General features: G+C 72.6%; 21 protein-coding genes. 8 read left to right on the forward strand and 13 right to left on the reverse strand.

Going from position 1 to position 24,478, the window contains the following annotated elements:
• Positions 1-43: 43 nt before the first annotated feature.
• The 3 genes from VGK78_RS16345 to VGK78_RS16355 are packed head-to-tail and all read left to right on the forward strand — an operon-like array spanning position 44 to position 2,876.
• A complete protein-coding gene (locus tag VGK78_RS16345) occupies positions 44-1,144 on the forward strand; it encodes an FUSC family protein (RefSeq protein WP_331528781.1) in 1,101 nt (366 codons plus the stop codon).
• Entirely contained in the window at positions 1,144-2,238 is a 1,095-nt protein-coding gene (locus VGK78_RS16350; protein WP_331528782.1) for a DNA polymerase IV, read from the forward strand. Before VGK78_RS16345 ends, VGK78_RS16350 begins: the two co-directional genes overlap by 1 nt.
• On the forward strand, positions 2,235-2,876 hold the full coding sequence (locus tag VGK78_RS16355) for a class I SAM-dependent methyltransferase (protein WP_331528783.1): 642 nt from the start codon (positions 2,235-2,237) through the stop codon (positions 2,874-2,876). The genes VGK78_RS16350 and VGK78_RS16355 overlap by 4 nt, the downstream gene beginning before the upstream one ends.
• A gap of 158 nt (positions 2,877-3,034) precedes the next feature.
• On the opposite strand, the gene VGK78_RS16360 is transcribed toward VGK78_RS16355, so the two are convergent.
• The 3 genes from VGK78_RS16360 to VGK78_RS16370 are packed head-to-tail and all read right to left on the reverse strand — an operon-like array spanning position 3,035 to position 5,917.
• Positions 3,035-3,568: a DUF402 domain-containing protein gene (locus VGK78_RS16360; protein ID WP_331528784.1), complete on the reverse strand. Its 534-nt coding sequence runs from the start codon at positions 3,566-3,568 to the stop codon at positions 3,035-3,037.
• A 16-nt stretch (positions 3,569-3,584) separates the two neighbouring features.
• Positions 3,585-4,421 carry an SDR family NAD(P)-dependent oxidoreductase gene (locus VGK78_RS16365; protein WP_331528785.1) on the reverse strand — a complete coding sequence of 279 codons (837 nt, stop codon included), beginning with the start codon at positions 4,419-4,421 and terminating at the stop codon, positions 3,585-3,587.
• On the reverse strand, positions 4,418-5,917 hold the full coding sequence (locus VGK78_RS16370; RefSeq protein ID WP_331528786.1) for a flavin-containing monooxygenase: 1,500 nt from the start codon (positions 5,915-5,917) through the stop codon (positions 4,418-4,420). The genes VGK78_RS16365 and VGK78_RS16370 overlap by 4 nt, the downstream gene beginning before the upstream one ends.
• Before the next feature lie 49 nt (positions 5,918-5,966).
• Here VGK78_RS16370 and VGK78_RS16375 point away from each other — a divergent pair, with 49 nt between their 5' ends.
• Positions 5,967-6,596 carry a TetR/AcrR family transcriptional regulator gene (locus VGK78_RS16375; protein WP_331528787.1) on the forward strand — a complete coding sequence of 210 codons (630 nt, stop codon included), beginning with the start codon at positions 5,967-5,969 and terminating at the stop codon, positions 6,594-6,596.
• On the opposite strand, the gene VGK78_RS16380 is transcribed toward VGK78_RS16375, so the two are convergent.
• From VGK78_RS16380 to VGK78_RS16390, 3 genes are all read right to left on the reverse strand, one after another.
• Positions 6,572-8,584: a glycosyltransferase family 39 protein gene (locus VGK78_RS16380; protein WP_331528788.1), complete on the reverse strand. Its 2,013-nt coding sequence runs from the start codon at positions 8,582-8,584 to the stop codon at positions 6,572-6,574. The two genes, VGK78_RS16375 and VGK78_RS16380, sit on opposite strands and share 25 nt — an antisense overlap.
• Positions 8,585-8,707: 123 nt before the next feature.
• The gene (locus tag VGK78_RS16385) at positions 8,708-10,174 is read right to left on the reverse strand and encodes a sensor histidine kinase (protein WP_331528789.1); all 1,467 of its coding nucleotides are present in this window, start codon (positions 10,172-10,174) and stop codon (positions 8,708-8,710) included.
• Positions 10,174-10,881 carry a response regulator transcription factor gene (locus VGK78_RS16390; RefSeq protein ID WP_331528790.1) on the reverse strand — a complete coding sequence of 236 codons (708 nt, stop codon included), beginning with the start codon at positions 10,879-10,881 and terminating at the stop codon, positions 10,174-10,176. The genes VGK78_RS16385 and VGK78_RS16390 overlap by 1 nt, the downstream gene beginning before the upstream one ends.
• 117 nt (positions 10,882-10,998) lie before the next feature.
• On the opposite strand from VGK78_RS16390, the gene VGK78_RS16395 reads away from it, so the two are divergent.
• Positions 10,999-11,391: a hypothetical protein gene (locus VGK78_RS16395; RefSeq protein ID WP_331528791.1), complete on the forward strand. Its 393-nt coding sequence runs from the start codon at positions 10,999-11,001 to the stop codon at positions 11,389-11,391.
• A 39-nt stretch (positions 11,392-11,430) separates the two neighbouring features.
• Here VGK78_RS16395 and VGK78_RS16400 read toward each other — a convergent pair whose 3' ends face one another.
• From VGK78_RS16400 to VGK78_RS16420, 5 genes are all read right to left on the reverse strand, one after another.
• Positions 11,431-11,649, reverse strand: a complete 219-nt coding sequence (locus VGK78_RS16400) for a ferredoxin (protein ID WP_331528792.1) — start codon at positions 11,647-11,649, stop codon at positions 11,431-11,433.
• Positions 11,646-12,836 carry an NADH-ubiquinone oxidoreductase-F iron-sulfur binding region domain-containing protein gene (locus VGK78_RS16405; protein ID WP_331528793.1) on the reverse strand — a complete coding sequence of 397 codons (1,191 nt, stop codon included), beginning with the start codon at positions 12,834-12,836 and terminating at the stop codon, positions 11,646-11,648. The genes VGK78_RS16400 and VGK78_RS16405 overlap by 4 nt, the downstream gene beginning before the upstream one ends.
• Positions 12,833-13,408, reverse strand: a complete 576-nt coding sequence (locus VGK78_RS16410; protein WP_331528794.1) for a ferric reductase-like transmembrane domain-containing protein — start codon at positions 13,406-13,408, stop codon at positions 12,833-12,835. The genes VGK78_RS16405 and VGK78_RS16410 overlap by 4 nt, the downstream gene beginning before the upstream one ends.
• Positions 13,405-14,298, reverse strand: coding sequence for an FAD:protein FMN transferase (locus VGK78_RS16415; RefSeq protein WP_331528795.1), 894 nt, complete (start codon positions 14,296-14,298; stop codon positions 13,405-13,407). The genes VGK78_RS16410 and VGK78_RS16415 overlap by 4 nt, the downstream gene beginning before the upstream one ends.
• Positions 14,299-14,726: 428 nt before the next feature.
• Positions 14,727-16,106 (reverse strand): glutamate decarboxylase, encoded by a 1,380-nt coding sequence (locus VGK78_RS16420; protein WP_331528796.1) that lies wholly within the window; start codon positions 16,104-16,106, stop codon positions 14,727-14,729.
• 126 nt (positions 16,107-16,232) lie between these two features.
• Between VGK78_RS16420 and hrpA the strand changes: the two genes are divergently transcribed.
• The 3 genes from hrpA to VGK78_RS16435 all read left to right on the forward strand — a co-directional run bounded on the left by hrpA (position 16,233) and on the right by VGK78_RS16435 (position 22,446).
• Positions 16,233-20,093, forward strand: coding sequence for an ATP-dependent RNA helicase HrpA (gene hrpA / locus VGK78_RS16425; RefSeq protein WP_414690701.1), 3,861 nt, complete (start codon positions 16,233-16,235; stop codon positions 20,091-20,093).
• Positions 20,094-20,127: 34 nt separating this feature from the next.
• Entirely contained in the window at positions 20,128-20,727 is a 600-nt protein-coding gene (locus VGK78_RS16430; RefSeq protein ID WP_331528798.1) for a hypothetical protein, read from the forward strand.
• A 282-nt stretch (positions 20,728-21,009) separates the two neighbouring features.
• Positions 21,010-22,446, forward strand: a complete 1,437-nt coding sequence (locus VGK78_RS16435; protein WP_331528799.1) for an extracellular solute-binding protein — start codon at positions 21,010-21,012, stop codon at positions 22,444-22,446.
• Positions 22,447-22,467: 21 nt separating this feature from the next.
• On the opposite strand, the gene VGK78_RS16440 is transcribed toward VGK78_RS16435, so the two are convergent.
• Positions 22,468-23,769, reverse strand: a complete 1,302-nt coding sequence (locus VGK78_RS16440) for a ribonuclease D (RefSeq protein WP_331528800.1) — start codon at positions 23,767-23,769, stop codon at positions 22,468-22,470.
• Positions 23,770-23,779: 10 nt separating this feature from the next.
• Positions 23,780-24,418 (reverse strand): DUF3000 domain-containing protein, encoded by a 639-nt coding sequence (locus tag VGK78_RS16445; RefSeq protein ID WP_331528801.1) that lies wholly within the window; start codon positions 24,416-24,418, stop codon positions 23,780-23,782.
• Positions 24,419-24,478: the final 60 nt, after the last annotated feature.

The raw sequence follows: 24,478 nt of genomic DNA on the forward strand, positions 1-24,478 counted from the left end.
TCCCCGGTGCCGGGAGCGACGTCCACCTGAGAGGATCGAGCGCATGCACGGCCCCCCGTTCGACGGTGCGCTCCACCGCGGACGGATGTCGCTGGCAACCCGCGTCGACCGGTGGCGCACCCGGCGGTGGGCGATCGCCCAGTGCGCGATCGCGGCCGGGCTCGCCTGGTGGATCGCCCAGGACCTGGTCGGCCATCCCACGCCGTTCTTCGCGCCGGTGGCGGCGGTCGTGTCGCTGGGTACGTCGTACGGCCAGCGCCTGCGGCGGGTCGCCGAGGTGACGGTCGGGGTGGCGCTCGGGGTGTTCGGTGGCGACCTGCTGGTGCGGCTGATCGGCACGCACGCCTGGTCGATCACCCTGATCGTGGGGCTGGCGATGTCGGCCGCGGCGCTGCTGTACGGCGGCCAGGTGTTCACCATCCAGGCCGCGGTGCAGTCGATCGTGGTGGCGACGCTGATCCCCGACCCCGGTGCGGCGTTCACCCGCTGGACGGACGCCCTGATCGGCGGTGGCGTGGCGATCGTCGCGGCCACCGTGGTGCCGGCGGCACCGCTGCGGCGACCACGCGAGCAGGCCGCCAAGGTGTCGCGCAAGATCCGAGACCTGCTGCAGGCGGCGGCCGACGTGATGACGACCGGCGACGTCGAGCCGGCCCTCGACCTGCTCGCCGAGGCCCGGTCCACCGACCATCTGATCCGTGAGCTCCAGGACGCCGCCGACGAGGGGCTCGACGTGGTGGCGTCGTCGCCGTTCCGCATCCGGCAGGCACCCGGACTGCGGAAGATGGCCGAGCTGGTGGAGCCGCTCGACCGGGCCCTGCGCAGCACGCGGGTGCTGGTCCGCAACTGCGCGGTGGCGGCGTACCGGCGTCAGCCCGTCCCGCACGCCTACGCCCTGATCACCGCGGACCTCGCCGCCGCCGTCGAGGTGGTCGCGACCGAGCTCGACGCCCACCGGATGGCGGTCGCGGCCCAGCCCGCGCTGCTGGCGGTCGGCGCGGCCACGGGCGACGTCGAGCGCAGCGACGACCTGACCAGCGAGGTGATCCTCGCCCAGATCAGGTCGGTGATCGCCGACCTGCTGCTGCTCAGCGGGATGGACCCGCTCGAGGCCACCGATGCGCTCCCACCGGCCAGGCACTGATGAGCGGTCAGTCCTGGGTGCTCCACGTGGACCTCGACCAGTTCATCGCGGCGGTCGAGATCCTGCGGCGTCCCGAGCTCGCCGGGAAGCCCGTGGTCGTCGGCGGCCGCGGCGACCCCACCGAGCGCGGAGTGGTCGCGACCGCGTCGTACGCCGCCCGCGAGCACGGCGTCGGGTCGGGCATGCCGTTGCGGATCGCCGCACGCAAGCTCCCCGCCGACGCGATCTTCCTGCCGGTCGACAAGCCGGCGTACGACGAGGCGTCGGCGCGGGTCATGGACACGCTGCGCGCGCTCGAGTGGGGCGGCGTACCCGTCGTCCTGGAGGTGCTCGGCTGGGACGAGGCGTTCCTCGGACCGGGCGAGGGGCACGGCGACCTCGGCGACCCGCGGGCCTTCGCGCAGCACATCCGCGAGACCGTGCACGCGGCCACCGACCTCACCTGCGGGGTCGGCATCGGCGACAACAAGCTGCGCGCGAAGATCGCGACGGCGTTCGGGAAGAAGGGCGAGGGCGACGGGTCCGGGATCGGCTACCTGACCGCCGCCGAGTGGTACGACGTGATGGGCGACCGGCCGACGACCGCGCTGTGGGGGATCGGCTCGAAGATCGGCAAGCGGCTGGCCGCGCTCGACATCCACACCGTCCGCGAGCTGGCCGAGTCGGACACGCAGGTGCTGGCCGACGCGATCGGGCCGACGATGGGGCCGTGGTACCACCGGCTCGGCCGCGGCGCCGACACCAGCCCGGTCGACGCGACGCCCTGGACGCCGCGGGCGCACGGCCGCGAGGAGACCTACCAGACCGACCTGACCTGGGACGTCGTGCCCTCCGAGCTGCGGGCGCTGACCGCGCGGGTCGTGGAGGACATCGACCGTGAGGGTCGGCCGGCGGCACGGGTCGGGATCAAGGTGCGGTACCGGCCGTTCATCACCGTCAGCCGGTCGCTGACCCTGCCCGGACCGTCGAACGACGCCACGGTGCTGGCTGACGCCGCCGTCTCCCTGCTCGACCGGGTCGAGCAGGACCGGCCGGTGCGGCTGCTCGGCGTACGCCTGGAGATGGTCGAGCCCGACGGGGGCTACGTGCGGTGACCCGGGACTGGCACGCCTGGCACGAGGAGTACGCCGACCCTGCGTCGTCATTGTCGCGGCGGCTGGAGGAGGTGCGGATCCAGCTCGCCGCGGTGCTCGAGCGGGGCACGGGCCCGGTGCGACTGCTCAGTCTCTGCAGCGGCGACGGTCGCGACACGATCCCGGTGGTCGCGGGTGCCGAGCGTGACGTGGTGGTCACGTTGGTGGAGCTCGACGAGGAGCTCGCCGCGGCGGCCGTCGTCGGCGCCGCCTCGGCCGGGATCGCCGCCGACGTCCGCACCGGGGACGCGGGCGTCGCGACGACCTGGAGCGACGTGCTCCCCGTCGACGTGCTGATGCTCTGCGGCGTGTTCGGCAACGTCACGGACGCCGCCGTGAAGGGCACGGTCGCGGCCGCGCGCTCGATGCTGGCTCCAGGCGGCTCGGTGATCTGGACCCGCGGCAACCGGGTGCCCGACGACCCGACCGGCCACCTCGACGACCCTGCGGAGCAGGTACGCCGGGTGTTCCTGGCCGCGGGTTTCGAGGAGGTCGCGTTCGTGAGGCCGGCCGACGCGTCGTACCGCGTCGGCGTCGCGCGCCTGGCGGAGCCGTCGGCCGAGCCTATCCCGGACCGCCTGTTCACCTTCGTCCGCTGACCCGGCTCTTCTCGACGGGAGCGCGAGGCGGTGGCCGCGACCCCCGCCCGTGGCGATGAGCCGGGTCAGCGTCGTACGGCGTGGCGACGAGCCGGGTCAGCGTCGTACGGCGTCGCGACGAGCCGGGTGAGCGTCGTACGGCGTCGCGACGAGCCGGGTCAGCGCAGGTCGTCGAGGACGCGCTGCCAGCGCCGGTGGCTTCCGTCGTACGGCGGGTCCCCGGCGAGGATCGCGGCGTGCACCCGGTCGCGGCTCGCCTCGGCCAGCGCGACGATCTCGGCCGGGTAGCCGAGCTCGACCTGGTGCTCGGCGAACTCGTCCTCGTCGTCGACGACCACGGATCCGTCCAGCCTCCTCAGCACGTCGAGGTCGAGATCGACGGTCCGGATCGTGCTGGCGTTCCAGACGGGTGGCGTGGCCATGTCGACGTACACCTGGGTCGGCGCGCCGTCGGCGTGGAACGTCGCCAGGAACGCGCGCTCGACGTCGGTGCCCGGCGCGGGAACCAGTCCGACCTGGTCGAACGCCGACAGCACGTCGGCGCCCGGGCGGACCATCCGGCTGCCGGCCGGGATGCCGATCCAGTCGCCGTGGTCGTCGCTGCCCAGCCAGCGGCCGGGGATGTGCCAGTGCGGCAGGTCGACCCACTTCGTCATCTCGATGCGGATCGGATCTCCGAGCTCGAATCCCACCCGGCGACCCTACTTCTCACCGCTTTCCGGGCTTGGTGCGCTTGGCGACCGCGGCGACGAGGTCCTGGTAGCGCGAGCCGCTGAGCCGCGCGAGGTGGTGGAGGGCGTGCGCGTCGAGGCCGACCAGCAGCCGCGCCTTGCCGCCGAGGATCCCCTTCTCGACGATGATCCGGGCCGCCTCCTCGGGCTCCATCCTGGCCAGCTTCTCGTCGAAGTAGCGCGCGGTGCGGTCGTGGTCCTCGCGGTACGACGTGCGGGCGCTGCGCGCGATCGCGGTCCGGATCCCGCCCGGGTGCACGACGGTGACGCCGACCGGCTGTCCTGCCATCAGGATCTCCTCACGGAGCGCCTCGCTGAAGCCGCGGACGGCGTACTTGGCGGCGTTGTACATCGACTGGCCCGGCATCGAGACGAGGCCGAAGAGCGAGGACATGTTCACCAGATGACCGTCGCCCGAAGCGACCAGGTGAGGCAGGAACTCCTTGCTGCCGTGGACGACGCCCCAGAAGTCGATGCCGAGGATCCAGTCCATGTCGGCGTACTCGAGGTCCTCGACGTCACCGGCGAGTGCAACGCCGGCGTTGTTGACGACGACGTTGACCCGGCCGAAGTGCTCGGCGACGGCAGCGGCGTACGCCGTGAACGCGGCGCGGTCGGCGACGTCGAGCCGGTCGCTGCGCACCTCGGGTGCCCCGGCGGCCTTCACCAGGTCGACGGTCCCGACGAGTCCCGTCTCGTCGATGTCGGAGATCGCGACCAGGGCACCGCGGCGGGCGACCTCGACGGCGAGGGCGCGGCCGATCCCGGACGCGGTACCGGTGATCACCACGACCTTGTCCTGGAGCGTCTTCACGCAACCGCCTCGCGGTCCGGCGCCGGCCGGGCGACCTCGACGTCGTACTCCTCGACGTCGAACCTCGCCAGGATCCGGCGCAACGTGATCGTGGAGCGCGGCCAGAGAGTGGTGATCCGTCCCTGCGCGTCCTGGTACCACGACATGCAGCCTCCGCGGCTCCACACCGTGCGCCTCATCCGGCGCTGGAGCCGCGCGTTGTAGCGCCGCTGCACGTCCGCGCGCGGCTCGAGCGCGCCGTACCCCCGTGCCCGCATGGTGCGGATCGCGTCACGGATGTAGGCCACCTGCGACTCGATCACGAACACGACGCTGGTGTGTCCCTGCGCGGTGTTCGGGCCGCCGATCATGAAGAGGTTGGGGAAGCCGTGGACGGTGGTGCCCTTGTACGCCGACATCCCGCCGGTCGACCATTCCTCGGCGAGCGTGCGGCCCGCGCGTCCAACCACGCGCTGCGCGATCGGCTGCTCGGTGGTCCAGAACCCCGTCGCCAGCACGATCACGTCGACCGCGTGCGCGACCCCGTCACCGGTGACGACCGCGTCGGCTGTCACCCGGGCGATCGGGTCGGTGACCAGGTCGACGTTGTCGGCGGCGAGCGCGGGGTAGTAGGTGTTCGAGCGGAGCACCCGCTTGCAGCCCAGCTGGAAGCTCGGCGTCACCTTCGCCCGCAGGCCGGGATCCTGGATCGCCTTCCGCATGTTGTGCGTGGCGGCCTTCATGGCGGGCGCGCCGAGCCGGGGCTGCCAGGTGAACGCCGGCACGTAGCCCTCGTGCGCCCAGTAGATGCCGGTGCGGTAGAGCCGGGACAGGCCGGGAAGGTGGCGCAGGGCAAGTCGCTCGAGCTTCGGGTAGCGGCGGTCGTTGCGCGGGATCACCCAGGGCGCAGTGCGCTGGTACACGTCGAGATGGTCGGCGATCCTCTGCAGCTCGGGCACGATCTGGATCGCGGAGGCGCCGGTGCCGATCACAGCGACCCGCTTGCCGGCCAGGTCGGCCGAGTGGTCCCACCGCGCGGAGTGGAAGAGCGGGCCGCGGAACGTGTCGATGCCCTCGATGCCGGGCAGCCGCGGCTCGGACAGGCCGCCGGTGCCGGTGATCAGCGTCCTCGCGACCACCTCGCCGGCCGTCGTACGGCAGCGCCAGACCTGGTCGCCTTCGTCCCAGGCGGCGTGCTCGAGCTCGGTGCGGAGCAGGGTCTTGTCGGTGACGGCGTGCTCGCGGGCGACGCGGCGGAGGTAGTCCCAGATCTCCGGCTGGGGGGAGTACGACGAGGTCCACTCCGGGTTGCGTGCGAACGAGAACGAGTAGAGCTGGCTGGGGATGTCGCAGCACGCGCCGGGATAGGTGTTGTCGCGCCAGGTGCCGCCGACGTCGTCGCCGCGCTCGATCACGACGAAGTCGGTCTCGCCGTCCTCGGTGAGCTTGATCGCAGCGCAGATCCCGGCGAAGCCGGAGCCCACGATCAGGTGGTCGACGCGCCCGGGGAGCCTCATGCGCTCGACCGTATTGCGGTTGTTGAACGAGTGTCAATAAGGTGGAGGCGTGAGCCAGGGCACGAGGGAGCGGGTGCGGCTGGACCCGGAGAGCCGACGGGAGCAGCTGCTGGTCCTCGGCGTCCGGCTGCTGGCGACGCGTTCGCTCGACGAGCTGTCGATCGACGACCTGGCCGAGGAGGCGGGCGTCTCGCGCGGGCTGCTCTACCACTACTTCGGCGGCAAGCAGGAGTTCCGCGAGGCCGTCTGCCGGCGGGCCGCCGACGACCTGGTGGCCCGGACGGCGCCGCCTGCGGAGGGTGAGCCGGTCGAGCGGCTGCTGGCCTCGATGGCGGCGTACCTCGACTACGTCGTGGAGAACCACCAGGGCTATCTGTCCCTGGTGCGGGGTGCTGCGGGTGGGAACGCCGCGCTGCGAGCGGTGTACGACGACGCGCGGGCGGCCCTCACCGACCGGATCTTCACCGCCGACGCGCAGGGCGAGATCGTGTCGGACACGCCCGCAGCCCGACTCGCCGTCCGCGGCTGGGCGGCGTACGCCGAGGAGCTGGTGCTGGCCTGGATCGCCGACCCCGCCGGGGTCACCCGCAAGGACCTGCTGGAGATGCTCACCGGCTCCCTGCCCGCCCTGGTCGACCTGACGGGACCATTCGGTCAGGGCGGTGGAGAGAGGTCGTAGAGGGTGACCCCGTCGACGGTCTTCGCGCTGAACGTGGACTCGACCCACTGCGTGATCTCGGTGGCCGTGCTCCCACCTGGTCCGACCTGACCGCCGCGTCCCGCTCCCGCACCCGTGCCGTCGGCGATGAACCAGTGGATCCGCCCGGCGGACACCCAGGCCTTGAACTCCGCGAGGGTGGGGCTCGGGTCGCTGCCGTTGAAACCACCGATCGCCATCACCGCTCGCTGGGTCGCGAGCTGGTACCCCGAGGCACTGTTGGAGCCGACCGTGGCGGCGACCCAGGTGTAGGACGACGCGTCCTGCACGAGCAGCGCGGTGATCGCCGAGGTCGAGGTGCTGCCGTCGAGGAGCCCGCCCGTGCTCGCTCCGCCGGCCGTCCCGCCCGGAGGAGCCTGCCCACCGGGGCCGAACCCGGTGCCGCCGGCCGGACCGGCGCTCGGGATCGAGCCGCTGTGCGGGGTCGCCGCCGTCGCCAGGGAGTACGCCGCCGGGCCGGCCAGCGCCGCCAGCAGTGCGACCACCGCGACCGTGCCGGCCACCCCCCGGGGCAGGTGCCGCGCGCCGACGACCATCAGCGCGGCCGCGAAGCCGACCGTGGCCACGACGTACTTCAGCCACGGGTGCCACGACCCGTCGCGGGCGAGGAGCTCGAACGCGAGCGCGGTGGTCATCGCCATCGTGAAGCCGAGCACGGCGGAGGCCGCGAGTGACCGTCGGTGTCGCCAGAGCACGACCGAGCCGGTTCCGACCAGTGCGCCGATCGCCGGAGTGAGGGCGACCGTGTAGTACGGGTGGAAGATCCCGGCCATCAGGCTGAAGGTCAGCGCGGTCACCACCAGCCAGCCCAGCCACAGGGTCAGCCCGGCGCGGAGGAGCCGTCGCCCGCGGGCGAGGACCAGAGCGGCGACACCGAGCACCAGCGCGGCCGGCAGCAGCCAGGCGACCTGGGTTCCGACCTCGCTGCCGAACATCCGGAGCAGGCCGGTGGTCCCCCACTGACCGCCGCCGAACGGATTGCCCCCGACCGACCCGGTCTCCGAGCCGTCGAGCCGGCCGAGGCCGTTGTAGCCCAGCGTCAGCTCGAGGATCGAGTCGTGCCGCGAGCCGCCGACGTACGGGCGCGAGGCGGCAGGCCAGAGCATCACGACCGCGAGCCACCAGCCGGCGGCGACGACCAGGCCCCCGGCGGCGGCCAACAGGTGCAGGATCCGCCTGCGCCACGGCACGGCGGCGAAGACGGCGTACACCACGACCAGCGCGGGGAGCACCAGGAACGCCTGGAGCATCTTCGCCAGGAACGCGAGCCCGAGGAGGACGCCGGCGAGCACGAGCCAGCGGACGGCTTTCCCGGTGGTCGAGCGTGTCGAGACCTCGAGCGAACGCAGGGTCGCGTACGCCGACCCGATCAGCAGCAGCGCGAGCATCGCGTCGGGGTTGTCGAAGCGGAACATCAGCACCGCCACGGGGGTCAGCGCCATCGTCGTGCCCGCGACCAGGGCGGCGACCGGGGAGCCCGTCGTTCGCCGGACCGTCGCGTGCAGCAGCCAGACGGCCCCGACACCCTCGAGCGCCTGCGGCACCAGGATGCTCCACGACGACAGCCCGAAGACCCGCACCGACAGCGCCATCGGCCAGATCGCCAGCGGCGTCTTGTCGACCGTGATGCTGTTCGCGGCGTCCGAGGAGCCGAAGAGGAACGCCTTCCACGACGCCGAGCCGGCCTGCGCGGCGGCGGCGTAGAACGAGTTGGCCCAGCCCGACGCGCCGAGGCCCCAGAGGTAGAGCAGTGCGGTCGCCACGAGCAGGACGGCGAGTGCCGTGCGATCGGCCGGCACGTGGAGCCGACGGATCCGCCCTTCGTTCATCTCGGGCTGTGCTTGGTGTCCCCGGCGCGTGAACGGCCGTGTCGGCCGGGGACGGTCTGTGGGTGGGGCGCCTTCGCGGGCGGCGTACGACGGGCCGGCGGGGGAGGTCTCCGAGGTCATGGCCCCACCGTGCCGAGGTGCACTGGCAGGCCCCCGTCGCCCGACTGTGGGGTGTCTGTGAAGGGGTACTCCCTGACAAGACGGCCCCTCCGGGCCGCGTGGGTGGGGCCGTTATGTCAGGGACTATCCGGGCAGGGAGACCGTGATCGTCGTGGAGCCGGGGCGGGAGTCGAGGCTGACCGACCCGCCGTGGGCGGTCACGATCGCCTCGACGAGGGAGAGGCCGAGCCCGGCGCCGCCCTCGGGCGCAGCGGCACCGTCAACAGTGGTGTCGCCGGTTCGCGTTCGCGAGGCGTCCCCGCGGACGAACCGCTCGAACGCCGTGCCGGCCAGGTCCCCGGGGAAGCCCGGGCCGTCGTCGTGCACCGAGAAGGCGTAGTCGGTGCCCGTGTGCGTCCCGGTCACGGTCACCGTCGTGCCGGCCGGCGTGTGCTTGCGGGCGTTGGTGAGCAGGTTGGTGACCACCTGGTGCAGCCGGTCGGCGTCCCCGGTGACCTCCAGCGACTCCTCGGGCAGGTCCAGCCGCCACGCATGGTCGGGCGCGACGACCCGCGCGTCCGACACAGCCTCGACCAGCAGTCGCGACAGGTCGACGGTGTCCCGCGCGAGCGGCCGGCCGGCGTCGAGCCGGGCCAGCAGAAGCAGGTCCTCGACGATCGAGGTCATCCGCGCGGACTCCTCCTCGACCTTCGCCAGGGCCGTGGTCACGGCGCCGCTCTCGTCGGGACGCCGCCGTGCCAGCTCGGTGTATCCCGCGATCGTGGTCAGCGGCGTCCGCAGCTCGTGCGACGCGTCCGCCACGAACTGCCGCACCTGCTGCTCGCTCCGGTGCCGCTCCACCAGCGAGCGCTCGACGTGCACCAGCAGGCTGTTCAGCGCCGATCCCACCTGCCCGACCTCGGTCCGTTCGTCGGTCAGGTGCTCGGGCACGCGCGGCGCGATCGCGATCTCCTCGGCCAGGGGCAGTCGCGCCACGGTGTGCGCGGTCGACGCGACCTCCCGCAGCGGCCGCAGCTGACGGCGTACGACGTACGTGCCGGCGCCAGCGGCCGCCGCCACGCCGAGCAGCCCGAACGCGACCTCCCACGCGATCAGCTGCGAGATCGGGCCGTCCACCGTCGACGTCGGGAGCCCGACGGCCACGACTCCCGGTCCGGCCGGGCCGCCCGCCAGCGAGTACTGGCCGCGGGCCGCGGCGACCCGGTACTCACCGAGCCCGGGCACCGCCACGTCGTGGGCCGCCCCGTCGGCCGGAACGCTGGTCAGCGCCGCCACCTGCTCCGTGGTCAGTGCTCGGTCGCGGTAGTCCGTCATGACCTCGCCGAGGCTGCCGTTGCTGGTGGCCGCCGCGGTCACCGAGCCCTCCCGGATGACGTTGAACTGCCGGTCGTCCGCATCCGGAGGACCGAGCGTGCGAGCTCCGGGCCGGTACCGGCCGAGGGAGGATGCGACGTCGTCGTCGAGACGGTGGGAGAGATAGGAGTGGAGAGCCAGCGTCGCCGCGGCGCCGATGAGCAGCACGACCACCGCCACCAGCGCGACGGCCGTAACGACCAGTCGCGAGGTGAGGGAGGCGAAGACGTTTCTCATCAGGCCGGCTTCAGCACATACCCGGCGCCGCGCATGGTGTGGATCATCGGCTCGCGACCGGCGTCGATCTTCTTGCGCAGGTAGGAGACGTAGAGCTCGACGACGTTCGCCTGGCCACCGAAGTCGTAGTTCCAGACGCGGTCGAGGATCTGGGCCTTGGACAGGACCCGCTTCGGGTTGCGCATCAGGAAGCGGAGCAGCTCGAACTCGGTCGCGGTCAGCATGATCTCGACGCCCGCGCGGCGTACCTCGTGACTGTCCTCGTCGAGCTCGAGATCGCCGACGGTGAGCACCGAGCCCGACTCGGCGCGTCGCGCACCGGTACGCCGCATCAGCCCCCGCAGCCGGGCGACCAGCTCCTCGAGCGAGAAGGGCTTGGTGACGTAGTCGTCGCCACCGGCGGTCAGTCCGGCGATCCGGTCCTCGACGGCGTCGCGCGCGGTCAGGAAGACGACCGGGACGTCGGGATCGGTGGCCCGCATCCGGCGCAGCACCTCGAGCCCGTCGAGGTCCGGCAGCATCATGTCGAGCACGACGGCGTCCGGCCCGAACGACCTCGCCGACGACACCGCCTTCGCCCCGGTGTGCGCCATCGAGACGTCGAACCCCTCGTAGCGGAGCGCCATGCCGATCAGCTCGGCGATGTTGACCTCGTCGTCGACGACCAGCACGCGCAGGGGCGAGCCGTCGGGGCGGGTGAGCTCCATGCGCCCAGTCTGCGAGTCGTGCCTGTGCGTTTCCTGTGAGGTTGCTGTCCCCGAGTCATCACCACCTCTGACCTGCGCCACAGCCCGGGCACAGCAACCGCGCACACACTGCCCTGCATGAGCGACGACGAGACCCGCCCGATCGACCCGGATGCGCCGGTGCCTCCTCCGGCCACCGAGAAGCCGCCCGCGTACGCCGCGCCACCGCAGCTGGGCGGGCAGCCGGCGTACGCGATGCCCCTGCCTCCCGGCTACCCGGCGTACCCCGCCCAGCAGCGGCCCCGGTTCGCCGACCAGGTGATGGGCATGCGCGGGGTGGTCGCGGTGGCGCTCGCCTGCCTGATCATCGGCGGCCTGAGCGGCTTCATCCTCGGACGGGCCTCGGGCGACGGCCAGGACCGACTGGTCCGCGGCCCGGGCTTCGGGTACTTCCAGGGCGGCCCGTTCCAGAACGGGCCGAACGCGCTTCCCGACCGCCCGCACCCCGGTCCGGGACAGGGGGGCCGCTGACCGACCTCAGGATCCTCGACGGGGCTCCACTGGCGACGATCACCCTGCGTCGTCGAACATCCGCAGGGCCATCACCGGGCAGTTCCGCACGGCGTGACGGGCAGCGTGCTCGTCGCGACGCGGTACGGCGGGGTCCCGATCGGCGAACCGCACCAGCGGGAAGCCGAACTCGTCGACCGCCAGCAGTTCGGGCAGGAGCTCCGCGCAGCTGCCGTGGCCGTCGCATCGGGTCCAGTCGATGTGCAGACGCGTCGTCACGAGGCAATCCTGCGCTGTGCGGACGGGCACCAGCCCTCGACATGGGCCGCGACGTGGCCGCGGAAGACGTCGAGCGTCGACGCGACGAAGCGCGCACTCCCGTCGGGGTGGCCGCACGCACCACGCCCGTTGACCAGTCGGGACATCCGCAGGATGTCGCCGGGCAGGGTGGCGTCACGCGCCCCTGCTGCGAGTCGCCCGAGATCTGTGGCCATCCGCGGCAGGCCGTTCAGGCACGGGCCGCACTGCCGTGCCGACTCCCCGGCGAGGTAGTCGGCGACGTCGGCGGCGAACACCAGGGGGCAGGTCCGGTCGTCGAGGACGTGCAGGACGCCGGCGCCGACCGACGCGCGGAAGGGCGCGAGATCGCGGGCGGTGAGCCGGACGCCGAGCTCGGTGGCCGGCACCCAGGCGCCGTGGAAGCCACCGACCAGCACCGCAGTGGCGTCCCTCGGCTGGGCCGGCGCGAGGACCTCCTCCAGCCGGGACCCCCGGGCGGCCTCGACCACTCCGGCCCGGAGAACGGCACCACCGATCGTGAACAGTGAGGTCCCGGGGTCGTCGTCGGCGCCGGTCGACCGGAACCAGGTGGCACCGTGCCGGGCCACCAGTCCGACCTGCGCCAGGGTCTCTGCGTTCAGCACCAACGTCGGGCGGCCGTCCACCCCCGAATCGCTGACCCGCGTGAACGGGTCACGTGGCAGCGCCTCGCCACCGTCGAGCTGATTGACCAGAGCTGTCTCCTGACCGGCGACGAAGCCGCCCTCGAGCTCGGCCAGCTCGATACGTCGTGTCAGACATGCGGCCGCGACCGTCGTCGCGTCCTGGTCACGGGTGACCGCGAGCACGACTCGTCGGGCGCGCATCGCCCGGCCGAGCAGCTCCAGCCCGTCGAGCACCAGGTGTGGGCTGCGGGCCAGGAGCACGGCATCCTTGTGGCTGAGCGGCTCACCCTCGATCGCGTTTCCGACCAGGACGGGTCGACGCCGGGAGGCCGCCACCGCCCGGACCTTCACCGCCGTCGGGAAGCCCGCCCCGCCGCGGCCGGTGAGCCCGCTGCGACGGATCTCGGCGAGCACCGTCTCCAAGGAGATCCGGGGGAGGTCGCCGTGGAGCGCGACGTGCGCGTCGTGGTCGGCGCCCGTTCCGTCCAGCAGTCGCCGCGTGGTGTCGGTCATCGTGCTCATGCCGCTCTCCGCGGGTGGCGGGACCAGCCGCGCTCGGCGTACGACGGGGTGAGCCGCCATCCGACGGCCACGACCACGGCGGTGGCGCATACCGCCGCGAGCGCTCGGAACCAGGTCGTCCCGGCGTCGGTTCCGCTCTCGAGGGCGTGGAGCAGGACGACGGGCCACAGGACGTACGTTGCCCAGTGCACGACGCGGAACACGCGCGGACCCAGCCGATGTCGTAGCAGCGAGACCACGGTGATGACAGCGAGAGTGTCGACGGCGAGGGTTCCCAGGCCGAGCCAGAGCGGTCGGTACGACGCGAGGAAGGGCACCACGAAGTCCACGACGCGCAACTGGGCGAAGGGGTCGAAGAGCAGACTCGCGAGGTGGACCGCCACGAGCCCGGTGCCGGTGAGCGCCGCGGTGCGATGCAGGTCGCTGGTACCGAAGCGGTGCAGTCCTGGCAGCGGACGTCCGGAGCGGGACACGACGCCGAGGACGAGCGACAGGGTGAACATGACCAGGGCGACGACCCCGGTCCCGCGCCCGAGCGCCCAGAGAGCCGAGTCCATCGTCGCGGAGCTCATGCGGCCGCCTCCGCCGGCCAGTCGCCCACCCGGACGATGCGGTGCCGCGCGTCCACGAGTCGGGCGGTGAACCCACGGTCGGCCAGCCAGCCCGCGGCGTCGCGCCCCAGGACCACCGCGGCCGTCGACGCGGTGTTGGCTTCGACGCAGGTGCCCGCGGCGACGGTGGCGCTGCGCCACACCGGCTCCGCCGGCGCAGCCGTGCGCGGGTCGACGATGTGGTGCACGCGCGTGCCCCCGCGCCGCCAGGAGCGCCGGACGGTGGACGAGGTCGCCAGCGCGTGACCTCCGGCGAGCGACACCTGGCACGCGGGGTCCTCCTCCGTGTCCTGCACCAGCACCTGCCAGCCGCCGGCCGGTGCCGGGCCGGCGGTCGCCAGGTCACCGCCGAGCTCCACGAGGACGCCGACCCCCACCGTCCGGGCGGCGCGCCGGGCCGTCAGGTCCGCGGCCCGCGCCTTGGCGGTCGCGCCGAGGTCCAGGTGTACGGCGCGTGGCAGCTCGAGCCGGTCGCCGTACAGATGGACCCGGCGCCAGCCGGGGACGTCAGGGACGACCCGCACCGGCGCTCCCTCCGCCCGGACCAGCTCGATGCTGCGGTCGTAGCCGAGAGCCTGCACGACGCCGCCGACGGTCGGGTCGACCAGCCCACCACTGGCCTCAGCGGCGTCCAAGGCGTTCCGGACCAGGTCCGCGAGCATCGGCGAGAGCCGTTGGCTGCCGGGGCGCAGGCGGGCGAGCTCTGAGTCATCACGGAAGCGCGAGCAGGCGCGCTCGACCTCGTGGAGCCCGTCCCGGACGATCTCCACGACGGATGCGAGCGCCGGCGGCTCGGTCACCGAGACCGACGCGCTCGTGCTCCACAGGTCGAATCGGTACGTCGACTCCACGTCACGACCCGCTCGTCGTCGCCTGCGGCGGGGTGGGGGCCGGTTGGCTGACCTTCGGGGTGCTGCTGCGAGCCTGCTGGTGCGTTGTACCACTCGAGGACGACCCTGAGTCGTCCGATCCGCCCCGCGAGTCCTCGGAGGAACCGGACCGGTCGGTCGTGTGATGGCGCGATCCTGAGGACGCCGAACCGGAGCTCGGCGCGGGCGTCCCGGACGCGGTGTGGGTCGCGGCGCCGATGCCGATGGAGGCGCCGAGGGCGCCGACGATGCCGAGCCCGGCCAGGCCTGCCTGCAGGCGTCGGCTGCGCTGGAGGGGGGTCATGCCCTCGACGATGCGGGACTTTCCTGTGCCGAACCTGTGAGGGCGGTGGGTCCGCGGTGTCGTGTGCCTGACCAGAACCTGACCACCGGTGTCGTGCCAGGCACTCTCAGTGGTGGAACGCCGACCGTCGCCGCTCTCGCGGCATCGGGCCGTCGAGGTCGTCCAGGAAGGCGACCTGCTCGCGGATGTCGTCCAGCAGCTCCTCGGCCAGGTCGTGGCTGAGCCCGTTGCGCACCACGATCCGCTGCACCGTCACGTCGGACAGGTCGTCCGGCATCGGGTACGCCGGCACCAGCCAGCCCTTGGTCCGCAGCCGGTCCTGGAGGTGGTAGAGGTCCCAGTGCTCGCTGTGCCCGGCCCGCTGCCGCCAGGCGAAGACCGGGATGTCCGAGCCGTCGCTCCACAGGTCGAACGCGTCCAGCTCCGCGATCCCGTCGGCGAGATGGCGCGCGACGTCCTGGCACGCCTGCTGGACGCGTCGGTAGCCGTCCATCCCGAGCCGGAGGAAGTTGTAGTACTGCAGCAGCACCTGCGCACCCGGACGCGAGAAGTTCAGCGCCAGCGTCGGCATGTCGCCGCCCAGGTAGCTGACCGAGAAGACCAGGTCGTCTGGCAGCGCGTCGCGGTCGCGCCACACCACCCAGCCGATGCCCGGGTAGACCAGGCCGTACTTGTGGCCGCTGGTCGAGATCGAGGCGACCCGCTCCAGCCGGAAGTCCCAGACCAGGTCGGGCTGCAGGAACGGCGCGACCATGGCGCCCGACGCGCCGTCGACGTGGATCGGTACGTCGTGCCCGGACGCCTTCTGGATCTCGTCGAGGGCGGCGGCGACGGCGGCCACGGGCTCGTACATGCCCGTGTAGGTGACGCCGAGGACGGCCACCACACCGATGGTGTTCTCGTCGACGTACCGCTCGAGGTCGTGCCCGTCGAGCACCTGGTGGTCCTCGGTGATCGGCACGTAGCGCGGCTCGACGTCCCAGTAGGTGCAGAACTTCTCCCACACCACCTGCACCGCCGAGCTCATCACCAGGTTGGGGGAGTCCGTCGGCTTGCCGGCCGCACGTCGCGCGTGCTGCCAGCGCCGCTTGAGCGCGAGCCCGCCGAGCATGCAGGCCTCGGAGGAGCCGATCGCCGAGGTGCCGATCGTGCGTGTCGGGTGCTCGGCGTTCCACAGCCGGGCGAGCATCTTCCAGCAGCGGTCCTCGATCTCGGCGGTGCGCGGGTACTCGTCCTTGTCGATCATGTTCTTGTCGACGGTCTCGACATACAGCCGGGTGGCCGCGTCGTCCATGTAGGTGCCGACGAAGGTCGCGAGGTTGAGGCGCGCGTTGCCGTCGAGCATCACCTCGTCGTGGATGATCTGGTACGCCGTCTCCGGCAGCATCTCGCCGGCCGGGATGGCGTAGCGGTCCAGCATGGTCGCCTCGCCGGGCCGGGTGAACAGCGGGTTGACCGCGAGGTCCGGACGTTTCCTGGTGCTCATGAGGGCACTGTGGCACCTCGTCGCTCCTCCCGGTATACAAGCGACGCACCCGAGCGACCGGCCCGGTCCCCCGCGCGAATCTCGTTTGCGGCGGGTTCCCGGGCGTGGGGGAGAATCTCGGGCGTTGTGGACATCTCCTTCCCGGCCGAGCTGCCGATCAGCGGTCGGCGCGACGACATCGCGGCGGCGATCCGGGACCACCAGGTGGTGGTCGTCGCGGGCGAGACCGGATCCGGGAAGACCACGCAGCTGCCGAAGATCTGCCTGGCGCTGCGTCGCGGCCGGGGCCGAGGCGCCGGCGGCCGGGGCGGGCTGATCGGGCACACCCAGCCCCGCCGGATCGCGGCCCGCTCGGTCGCGGAGCGGCTCGCCTCGGAGCTGGGGACCGAGCTCGGCACCGAGGTCGGCTACCAGGTGCGCTTCACCGACCGCACCTCGCGCGAGACCCGGGTCAAGGTGATGACCGACGGCATCCTGCTCGCCGAGCTCCAGCGCGACCGGCAGCTGCGCCGCTACGACACGATCATCCTCGACGAGGCCCACGAGCGGAGCCTCAACATCGACTTCCTGCTCGGCTACCTGAAGCAGCTGCTGCCCCGCCGTCCGGACCTGAAGCTGATCATCACCTCGGCGACCATCGATCCCGAGCGGTTCGCCCGGCACTTCTCCGATGCGCGAGGACGGCCCGCGCCGATCATCGAGGTCTCGGGGCGCACCTACCCGGTCGAGATCCGGTACCGGCCCCTCGTGGTGACGAGCTCGGTGGGACACGACACGGACGAGGAAGGCGAGGTCGTCGTCCGCGACCAGACCGAGGCGATCGTGGACGCCGTACGCGAGCTGGCGCACGAGGGTCCCGGCGACGTCCTGGTGTTCCTGCCCGGCGAGCGCGAGATCCGCGACACCGCCGACGCCCTGGCCGACGCGAAGTTCGACCCCGGGCGCGGCCTCGAGGTCGTCCCACTCTTCTCCCGGCTGTCTGCCGCCGAGCAGCACCGGGTGTTCTCCTCGCACCCGCAGACCACGCGCCGCGTCGTCCTCGCCACGAACGTCGCCGAGACGTCGCTGACCGTCCCGGGCATCCGGTACGTCGTCGACACCGGCGTCGCTCGGATCTCGCGGTACTCGATGAAGACCAAGGTCCAGCGCCTCCCGATCGAGGCGATCAGCCAGGCCTCGGCCGACCAGCGCTCCGGTCGGTGCGGCCGCGTCGAGGCGGGGGTCGCGATCCGGCTGTACTCCGAGGAGGACTTCGAGAGCCGTGCGGAGTTCAACGACCCCGAGATCCTGCGCACCAACCTCGCCTCGGTGATCCTGCAGATGTCGTCGCTCGGACTCGGCGACATCGCCCGGTTCCCGTTCGTCGAGCCACCCGACCGCCGCCAGGTGACCTCGGGCGTGCAGCTGCTGGAGGAGCTCGGAGCCCTCACGGCCGAGGGCCGTCTGACCCGGACCGGGCGTCGCCTCGCCCGCCTCCCGATCGACCCCCGTCTCGGCCGGATGATCCTCGAGGCCGAGCGCCTGGGCTGCGTGCGCGAGATCCTGGTCATCGCCGCGGCGCTGTCGTTGCAGGACCCGCGAGAGCGGCCGTTGGAGGAGCAGGCGCAGGCCGACCAGCTCCACGCCCGGTTCAAGGACCCGACGTCCGACTTCCTGACCTGGCTCAACCTGTGGCGACACCTGCGCGGCCGGCAGCGCGAGCTCTCCAGCAGCGCCTTCCGTCGCATGTGCAGGCGTGAGTACCTCAACTACCTCCGGGTCCGCGAGTGGCAGGACTTCGAGTCCCAGCTCCGCCAGGTCTGCAAGGAGCTCGAGATCGACCTCGGCCGCCCGGGACGTCATACCGAGGGAGCCGTAGAAGGCTCCGACCGGATGACGTCCGGTGAGGGCGCGCCGTACGACGCCGACGGCATCCACCAGGCGCTGCTGTCCGGGCTGCTCTCCCACATCGGCGTGCTGGAGGAGCGGGTCCCGACGAGCTCGACCGGCGATCGACGGCGCGGTCCACGCGGCCCGCGGGAGTACCTCGGGGCGCGCGGCACGCGGTTCGCGATCTTCCCCGGGAGCGGGCTGCGGGGGAAGAACCCGGCGTACCTGATGGCCGGCGAGCTCGTCGAGACCGGCCGCCTCTGGGCGCGGCAGAACGCCGCGATCAGACCGGAGTGGGCCGAGCGGATCGGCGACCACCTGGTCAAGCGCACCTACAGCGAGCCGCACTGGTCGAAGAAGCGTGCGGCGGTGATGGCCTACGAGCGCGTCACCTTGTACGGCGTGCCGCTGGCCACCGACCGGCTGGTGCAGTTCGGCAGGGTCAACCGCGAGGTCAGCCGGGAGCTGTTCATCCGGCACGCGCTCGTGTACGGAGAGTGGGACAGCCGGCACCGCTTCCTCGCGGAGAACCAGCGGCTGCTCGAGGAGGCCGAGGAGCTCGAGCACCGCGCGCGACGACGCGACATCGTGGTCGACGAGCACACGCTGTTCGACTTCTACGACACGCGGGTGGGCGCCGACGTGGTCAGCGGGGTGCACTTCGACACCTGGTGGAAGCAGGAGCGGCGACGGCGGCCCGACCTGCTCACCTTCGACCCGGAGATGCTCACGCACGACACCGCCGACCAGGTGCGCGAGACGGACTACCCCGAGACCTGGCAGCAGGGCGAGAACCTGACGTTCCCGATCAGCTACCACTTCGAGCCGGGCGCGGCCGACGACGGGCTCACGATCGACGTGCCGGTCGCCACGCTCAACCGGGTCGCGGCCGACGACTTCTCGTGGAACGTCCCCGGCGTCAGGCAGGAGCTGGTCACCAGCCTGATCCGGAGCCTTCCCAAGAACCTGCGGGTCTCCTTCGTCCCCGCGCCCGACAAGGCGCGCGAGTTCCTCGCATCCACACCCCCGGGGGAGGAGCCGCTCCTCGACGCCCTCGAGCGCTGGGCTCGGTCCACGGCCGGAGTCGTCATCCCGCGCGACGCCTGGGACTGGTCCAAGGTGCCGGCACACCTCCAGCCGACCTACCGGGTCCTCGACGACGAGGGCTCCGAGCAGGCCCGCGGCAAGGACCTGGACGCACTCAAGGCGCCGCTGGAGGAGCAGTTCGACGAGGCACTGGCCGCGGTCGCCGGCGACAGCGGGTACGGCGCGAGCGGCCAGACGGACTGGACCTTCGGCGAGCTGCCGGCCGAGATCCTGCAGCGGCGCGCGGGGCACGAGGTGCTGGCCTACCCGGCCGTGCTCGACGAAGGCACCACGGCGGGGCTCGGGGTGTTCGGCTCCGCCGAGGAGGCCGCGGCGCGTCACCGGCACGGCGTACGACGGCTCCTGCTGCTGGCCCTGCCGTTCGCGACCGACCCCGTCGAGCGGCTCGACACCGCCCAGCGCCTCGGCCTGGCCGGCTCGCCGTACCCCTCCGTGAGCGACCTGCTCGACGACGTGCGCGCCGCGATCCTGACCGACGTCGTCGACGCGCACCCACCCGCCCGTACTCCCGAGGCGTACGCCACGCTGGTCGCGGCCGGCCGCGACGCGCTGGCCGAGCGCTCCGACCACGTGGTGCTCGACGTGCTCCGCGTCCTCGCCGACTGGCGCGACACCGACCGCGTCCTCAGCGGCCGCGCCGAGCTGGTCACCCTGCCCGCGCTGCAGGACATGCGCGAGCAGCTCGCCCGCCTGGTGCACCGGGGAGTCCTCGGCGAGGCCGGGGCCGACCGGCTGCGCCGGTTCCCGACGTACCTGCTGGCGATCCGCCACCGGCGCGAGCGGCTGGATGAACAGGTCGCCCGCGACCGGCAGCTGATGGACCAGGTGCGGCCCCTGGACGAGGCGTACCTCCACCAGGTGGCCGCGCTCCAGCGGGGGCGGCCGCCGGGCGAGACGCTGCGGCGGGTGAGGTGGATGCTCGAGGAGTACCGCGTCTCACTGTTCGCCCAGCAGCTCGGCACGGACGGTCCCGTCAGCGACCAACGCATCCGAAAGCTGCTCGCGTCCTGACTCGTGGGGCGTCTCCGGTCGCTACCGTGGGACCGTGACCGAACGCCCGTACCATCGCCCGCTCACGCCGGGCGACCGGTTCTTCGAGGGCATCGAGTCCGGTCGGGCCGACCCGCTGCGCGTCGCCGAGGCGGCCGACCGCGCGGCGTACCTCCTCGTGCGTGGCGCCCACGACTCCGACGACGGCGAGATCGCCGACCGCGTCCTCCACCTCGCCGACACCGAGGGGATCGAGACGATCGCGGAGGCCTGGGCCGGACGTCCCGCGGACACGATCGCCGGCTGCCTGTGGCGGCTCTACCTGCTGCGCTCGTGGGTGTACGCCGACCCGCTGGGCGTGGCGCGGGAGTTCGAGGCCGGCCGCGCGCGGGCCGCCGTGGACAGCGTCGTCTCCGGCGTGGCCGACCCGCCGGGGCCGGACGAGCTGCGCGACATGGTCGACCAGGTGCTGCGCGGTATCGCCGCCGGCGACTTCGCCGACGTACTGCTGAGAGCGGCGGCGTTCGCCCGCGTGGTCGCCACCGGCCGTGCCGAGCTCCCCGACAGCGACACCCTCGCCGCCGCCCGCATCCAGTCGGTCGCCGACCAGCTCGACCGCGCCGCCCGCCTCGAGCTCGCCGGCCGCCTGCCGTAGCCCTTGGCGATGACCTCCCGCCGCCCAGGAGCTCGATAGTACGGATCACGCTGCCGCTCGCGGAGGCGCTCCGGGCGGTCGTTTGATCCGTACTATCCGGGATTCCCACGTGTGGCTGTGGAGTTCGGAATGTCGGATCACCCCGTCTCGTTACAATGGGCGGAGTGTGCCGGGCCGCGGCAGCCCCGGGTCCCAACATCAGCCGCTTCGAGCGGCCACGCGCCGTGAGGCGCTCCCGGTCCGGCGCACTTCACTCGTCTGGCAGCCGTTAGGGTTTCGGCCGTGCGGCTGAGATCTGGGCGGGGTGGAAAGAGGACCACCGCCCGGGCCCTGGCCGCCGCCCTCCTGAGCACGGCCCTGCTGAGCACCGCACTCCTCGCCGGCTGCGCCTCCTCGGCCTCCTCGGACTCCGGCGCATCGACGAGCCCGTCGAGCCCGACGAGCACAACGAGCACCGCGACGGCCCCGTCCTCCCCGACGTCCTCGGCGCCGCCCCGGCTGCCACCGGAGACCCTCACCTTCGGCGTGATCGGCTCGGCCGGCGAGATCGAGCAGTACCGGACCATGGCCGAGACCTACGCGCCCCTCTCGCGCACTGTCACGGTGAAGGTCGAGTCGTGGCCCAACGACGCGGCGATGCTCGACGCCTTCCAGCACGGCCAGAAGGTGCCGGACGTGTTCCTGGCCAACCGGCGCCACCTGGACTACCTGGTGCAGCACCAGCTGGTGCAGCCGGTGGACCAGCTGCTCGACGACCGGGGGTTCGACTTCGGTGACGAGTACCCGCGCAGCAGCCTCACGGCGTTCGGCTCCGACAACCGGCTCGAGTGCCTGCCGTACGGCGTGCAGCCGGCGGTGATCTTCTACAACAAGCAGCTGGTCAAGCTCGGCCGGATCAGGAACGACCCGCCGAAGCCGGGTCAGGGCTGGTCGCTCGACCAGTTCGCGGCGGCCGTCCGCTGGGCCGTGACCCACGATCCCGGCGTGGCCGGTGCTCACCTCGACGCGGACCTCGCCGGAGTGGCTCCGTTCATCTACTCCGGCGGCGGCAACCTCTTCGACAACGCGGGCCAACCGACCTCGCTGGCACTCTCCGACGACACCAACGTGCAGACGCTGACGCAGACGTTGCGCGCCCTGCGCGCACCGGGCGCCGGGCTGACCCCGGAGCAGCTCCAGAAGCACTCGGCCCTGGAGTGGTTCATGCGCGGCAGGGTGGCGATGATCGAGGGCTCGAGGCGGATGGTGCCGGATCTACGGGCCGCCGACGGTCTCCGCTTCGACGTGATGCCGATGCCCAGCCTCAGCACGTCGGCGACGGTCGGCAACCTGACCGGGTTGTGCCTCTCCCGGACGGCGAGCGATGTCGCCACCGCGGCCGACTTCCTGGTCTACGCCAGCTCACCGGGCGCGCTCGCGCTGGTGTCCTACGGCGGCTACCTGCAGCCGGCCAACCAGTCCGTCGCCCTCTCCGACGCGTTCCAGCAGCCCGAGCTGCAGCCCCGGCACTCGGCCGCCTTCACGTTCAGCGTCAAGAGCATGGTCTACCCCCCCGCGGTCAGCGGATCCGACGAGCTCGACCTGGCGGTGGACCCGCTGCTGCAGAAGCTGCTCGACGGCTCACCCGGGGATGTCCCGCGGCTCGCGCGCCGGATCGACCGCGCGTCGTACCGCATCCTCGGCCCGAGGCTCGGTCCGAGCGCCAGCCCGACCGGCTGAACCCGGGGCCAGAGGGGTCGGTCACTCGGTGGCGGCGGGCTTCGCGCCCGTGATCGCGCCGGCGAGCATCGCCGCGGTCAGGGTGACCTGCCACTCCCGGGCGCCGAGGGCGCGGAGCTGACCGGCCACGGCCGCCTCATCGCTGCCCGCGGGCTCCCACATCACGCGCCGGACGGTGTCCGGGGAGAGCAGGTTCTCCGCGGGCACCTGGTGCTCCTCGGAGAGCTTCGCCATCCCCTCGCGGGCGAGCACCAGCCGCCCGGCGGCCACCGGGTCGCGCTCGGCCCAGGCCCGCGGGGCCGGGGGACCGTCGGTGCGTGGCGCGCGTACCGGGAGCTGGTCCTCGGGCAGGTCGCGGGCACGCATGAGGGCGGCGAGCCATCGGTCGGCGTACCGCTGTGCTCCACGGCCATGGAAGCCCTTGGTCGCCAGCAGCTCGGCGCGCGTCGTCGGCTCGGCGAGGGCGGCCGCCACGATCGCGTTGTCACCGATGATCCGGCCGGGAGAGACGTCGCGGGCCTGCGCCAGCTCGTCCCGGACCTCCCAGAGCTCGCGGACCGCCGCCAGCAGCCGCCGGCCGCGCACCCGGTGCAACCCGGAGGTACGCCGCCACGGCTCGCTACGGACGACGGGTGTGAAGCCGCGCAGGGCCTCGAACTCCTGACGGGCCCAGTCGTCCTTGCCGGCCTCGCGCAGCTCGCGGGTGAGCACCTCACGCAGCTCGATCAGCACCTCGACGTCGAGCGCGGCGTACTCCAGCCACGGCGTCGGCAGCGGCCTGGTCGACCAGTCGGCCGCGGAGTGCTCCTTCTTCATCCGCTCGCCCAGCAGCGTCTCGACCAACGTGGCCAGCCCGACGCGGGGGTAGCCGAGGAGCCGGCCGGCCAGCTCGGTGTCGAACAGGGCCGCGGGGGCCAGTCCGACCTCGCTCAGGCAGGGCAGGTCCTGGGTGGCGGCATGCAGGATCCACTCGGTGCCCGCCAGCGCCTCCTGCAGCGGCGCAAGTGTGTCGAAGCCGATCGGGTCGATCAGGAATGTCCCGGCGCCCTCGCGACGGAGCTGGATGAGGTAGGCGCGGGAGGAGTACCGGTAGCCGGAGGCGCGCTCGGCGTCGATCGCCACCGGACCGTCGGCGGCGGCCAGGGCATGACACGCCTCCACCAGCGCCGGCTGGGTGTCGGTCAGCGGTGGCAGCCCCTCGCGGAGCTCCAGCAGCGGTGCGCGCGGCGCCGGCGCGGCCTCCTTCGGATCTGCGGTGGTCGGAGAGTCCGGGGTCGCGTCGGTGGTGGGGTCGGGTGGTGCGTCGTCCGAGTCTGGTGTCATGAGTCGCTCGTCAGTGACCGGCTCCACGCCGGCCACGACGGCTGGGCCCACGGCGGTTGGGCATGGCGGTCACGCCCTCGGGGACCGGCGGCAGGCCTGCCGCCGTACACAGTAGTTCTCCCCACGCCTCGACGTGCCCGGTGATGTCGAGGTGATCGTCCACGAGCTGCGGCGTCCAGGATGCGCGGATCTCGATCTGCGCGCTGCCGGAGTCCTCGGACATCGCCCCGAAGCTGTCGGTCGCCACCCGGGTGACCGTTCCCGATGCCGAGGCGTACGACGCGCCGTGCGAGGTGAGGGCCTCGGTGAGCCACGACCAGCCGACGTCGGCGAGCGCCGGGTCGGTGATCATCTCGAGGTCGATCTCGGCGCGTGCGTAGGCCACGCACCGGAAGGTGCCGTCCCAGGAGTCGTTCCCGGCGGGGTCGTGCAGCAGGATGATCCGTCCGGTGCTGACGTCGTGGCCGTCGACGGTGACGTCGGCGCTGAGCGCCGCGGCGTACGGCGCGATCCGCTGCGGCGCGGGCATCGGCTCGGCGAGCACCTCGGGCCGCAGGCGCGCCTCACCCATGGCGCGCACCGCCTCCCGGAACTCCGGAGGGTCCGGCGGCGCACCCGAACCCGGGCGTGCCTCGCTACCCACGACCATGTGGTCACAGTAAAACCGGGCCAGGTGGTCGAGGTGCGAACACGCCGTGTCAATTTGGGC

This window comes from Nocardioides sp. (genome assembly GCF_036503465.1).
Classification (GTDB): domain Bacteria; phylum Actinomycetota; class Actinomycetes; order Propionibacteriales; family Nocardioidaceae; genus Nocardioides.

Excerpts from the sequence above, each read along its gene's own strand:
- VGK78_RS16345 (WP_331528781.1), top strand. The coding sequence starts at position 44 with ATGCACGGCCCCCCGTTCGACGGTGCGCTCCACCGCGGACGGATGTCG.
- VGK78_RS16350 (WP_331528782.1), top strand. The coding sequence starts at position 1,144 with ATGAGCGGTCAGTCCTGGGTGCTCCACGTGGACCTCGACCAGTTCATC.
- VGK78_RS16370 (WP_331528786.1), bottom strand. The coding sequence starts at position 5,917 with ATGAGGCTCCCCGGGCGCGTCGACCACCTGATCGTGGGCTCCGGCTTC.
- VGK78_RS16380 (WP_331528788.1), bottom strand. The coding sequence starts at position 8,584 with ATGACCTCGGAGACCTCCCCCGCCGGCCCGTCGTACGCCGCCCGCGAA.
- VGK78_RS16385 (WP_331528789.1), bottom strand. The coding sequence starts at position 10,174 with ATGAGAAACGTCTTCGCCTCCCTCACCTCGCGACTGGTCGTTACGGCC.
- VGK78_RS16390 (WP_331528790.1), bottom strand. The coding sequence starts at position 10,881 with ATGGAGCTCACCCGCCCCGACGGCTCGCCCCTGCGCGTGCTGGTCGTC.
- VGK78_RS16395 (WP_331528791.1), top strand. The coding sequence starts at position 10,999 with ATGAGCGACGACGAGACCCGCCCGATCGACCCGGATGCGCCGGTGCCT.
- VGK78_RS16405 (WP_331528793.1), bottom strand. The coding sequence starts at position 12,836 with ATGAGCACGATGACCGACACCACGCGGCGACTGCTGGACGGAACGGGC.
- VGK78_RS16410 (WP_331528794.1), bottom strand. The coding sequence starts at position 13,408 with ATGAGCTCCGCGACGATGGACTCGGCTCTCTGGGCGCTCGGGCGCGGG.
- VGK78_RS16420 (WP_331528796.1), bottom strand. The coding sequence starts at position 16,106 with ATGAGCACCAGGAAACGTCCGGACCTCGCGGTCAACCCGCTGTTCACC.
- VGK78_RS16440 (WP_331528800.1), bottom strand. The coding sequence starts at position 23,769 with ATGACACCAGACTCGGACGACGCACCACCCGACCCCACCACCGACGCG.
- VGK78_RS16445 (WP_331528801.1), bottom strand. The coding sequence starts at position 24,418 with ATGGTCGTGGGTAGCGAGGCACGCCCGGGTTCGGGTGCGCCGCCGGAC.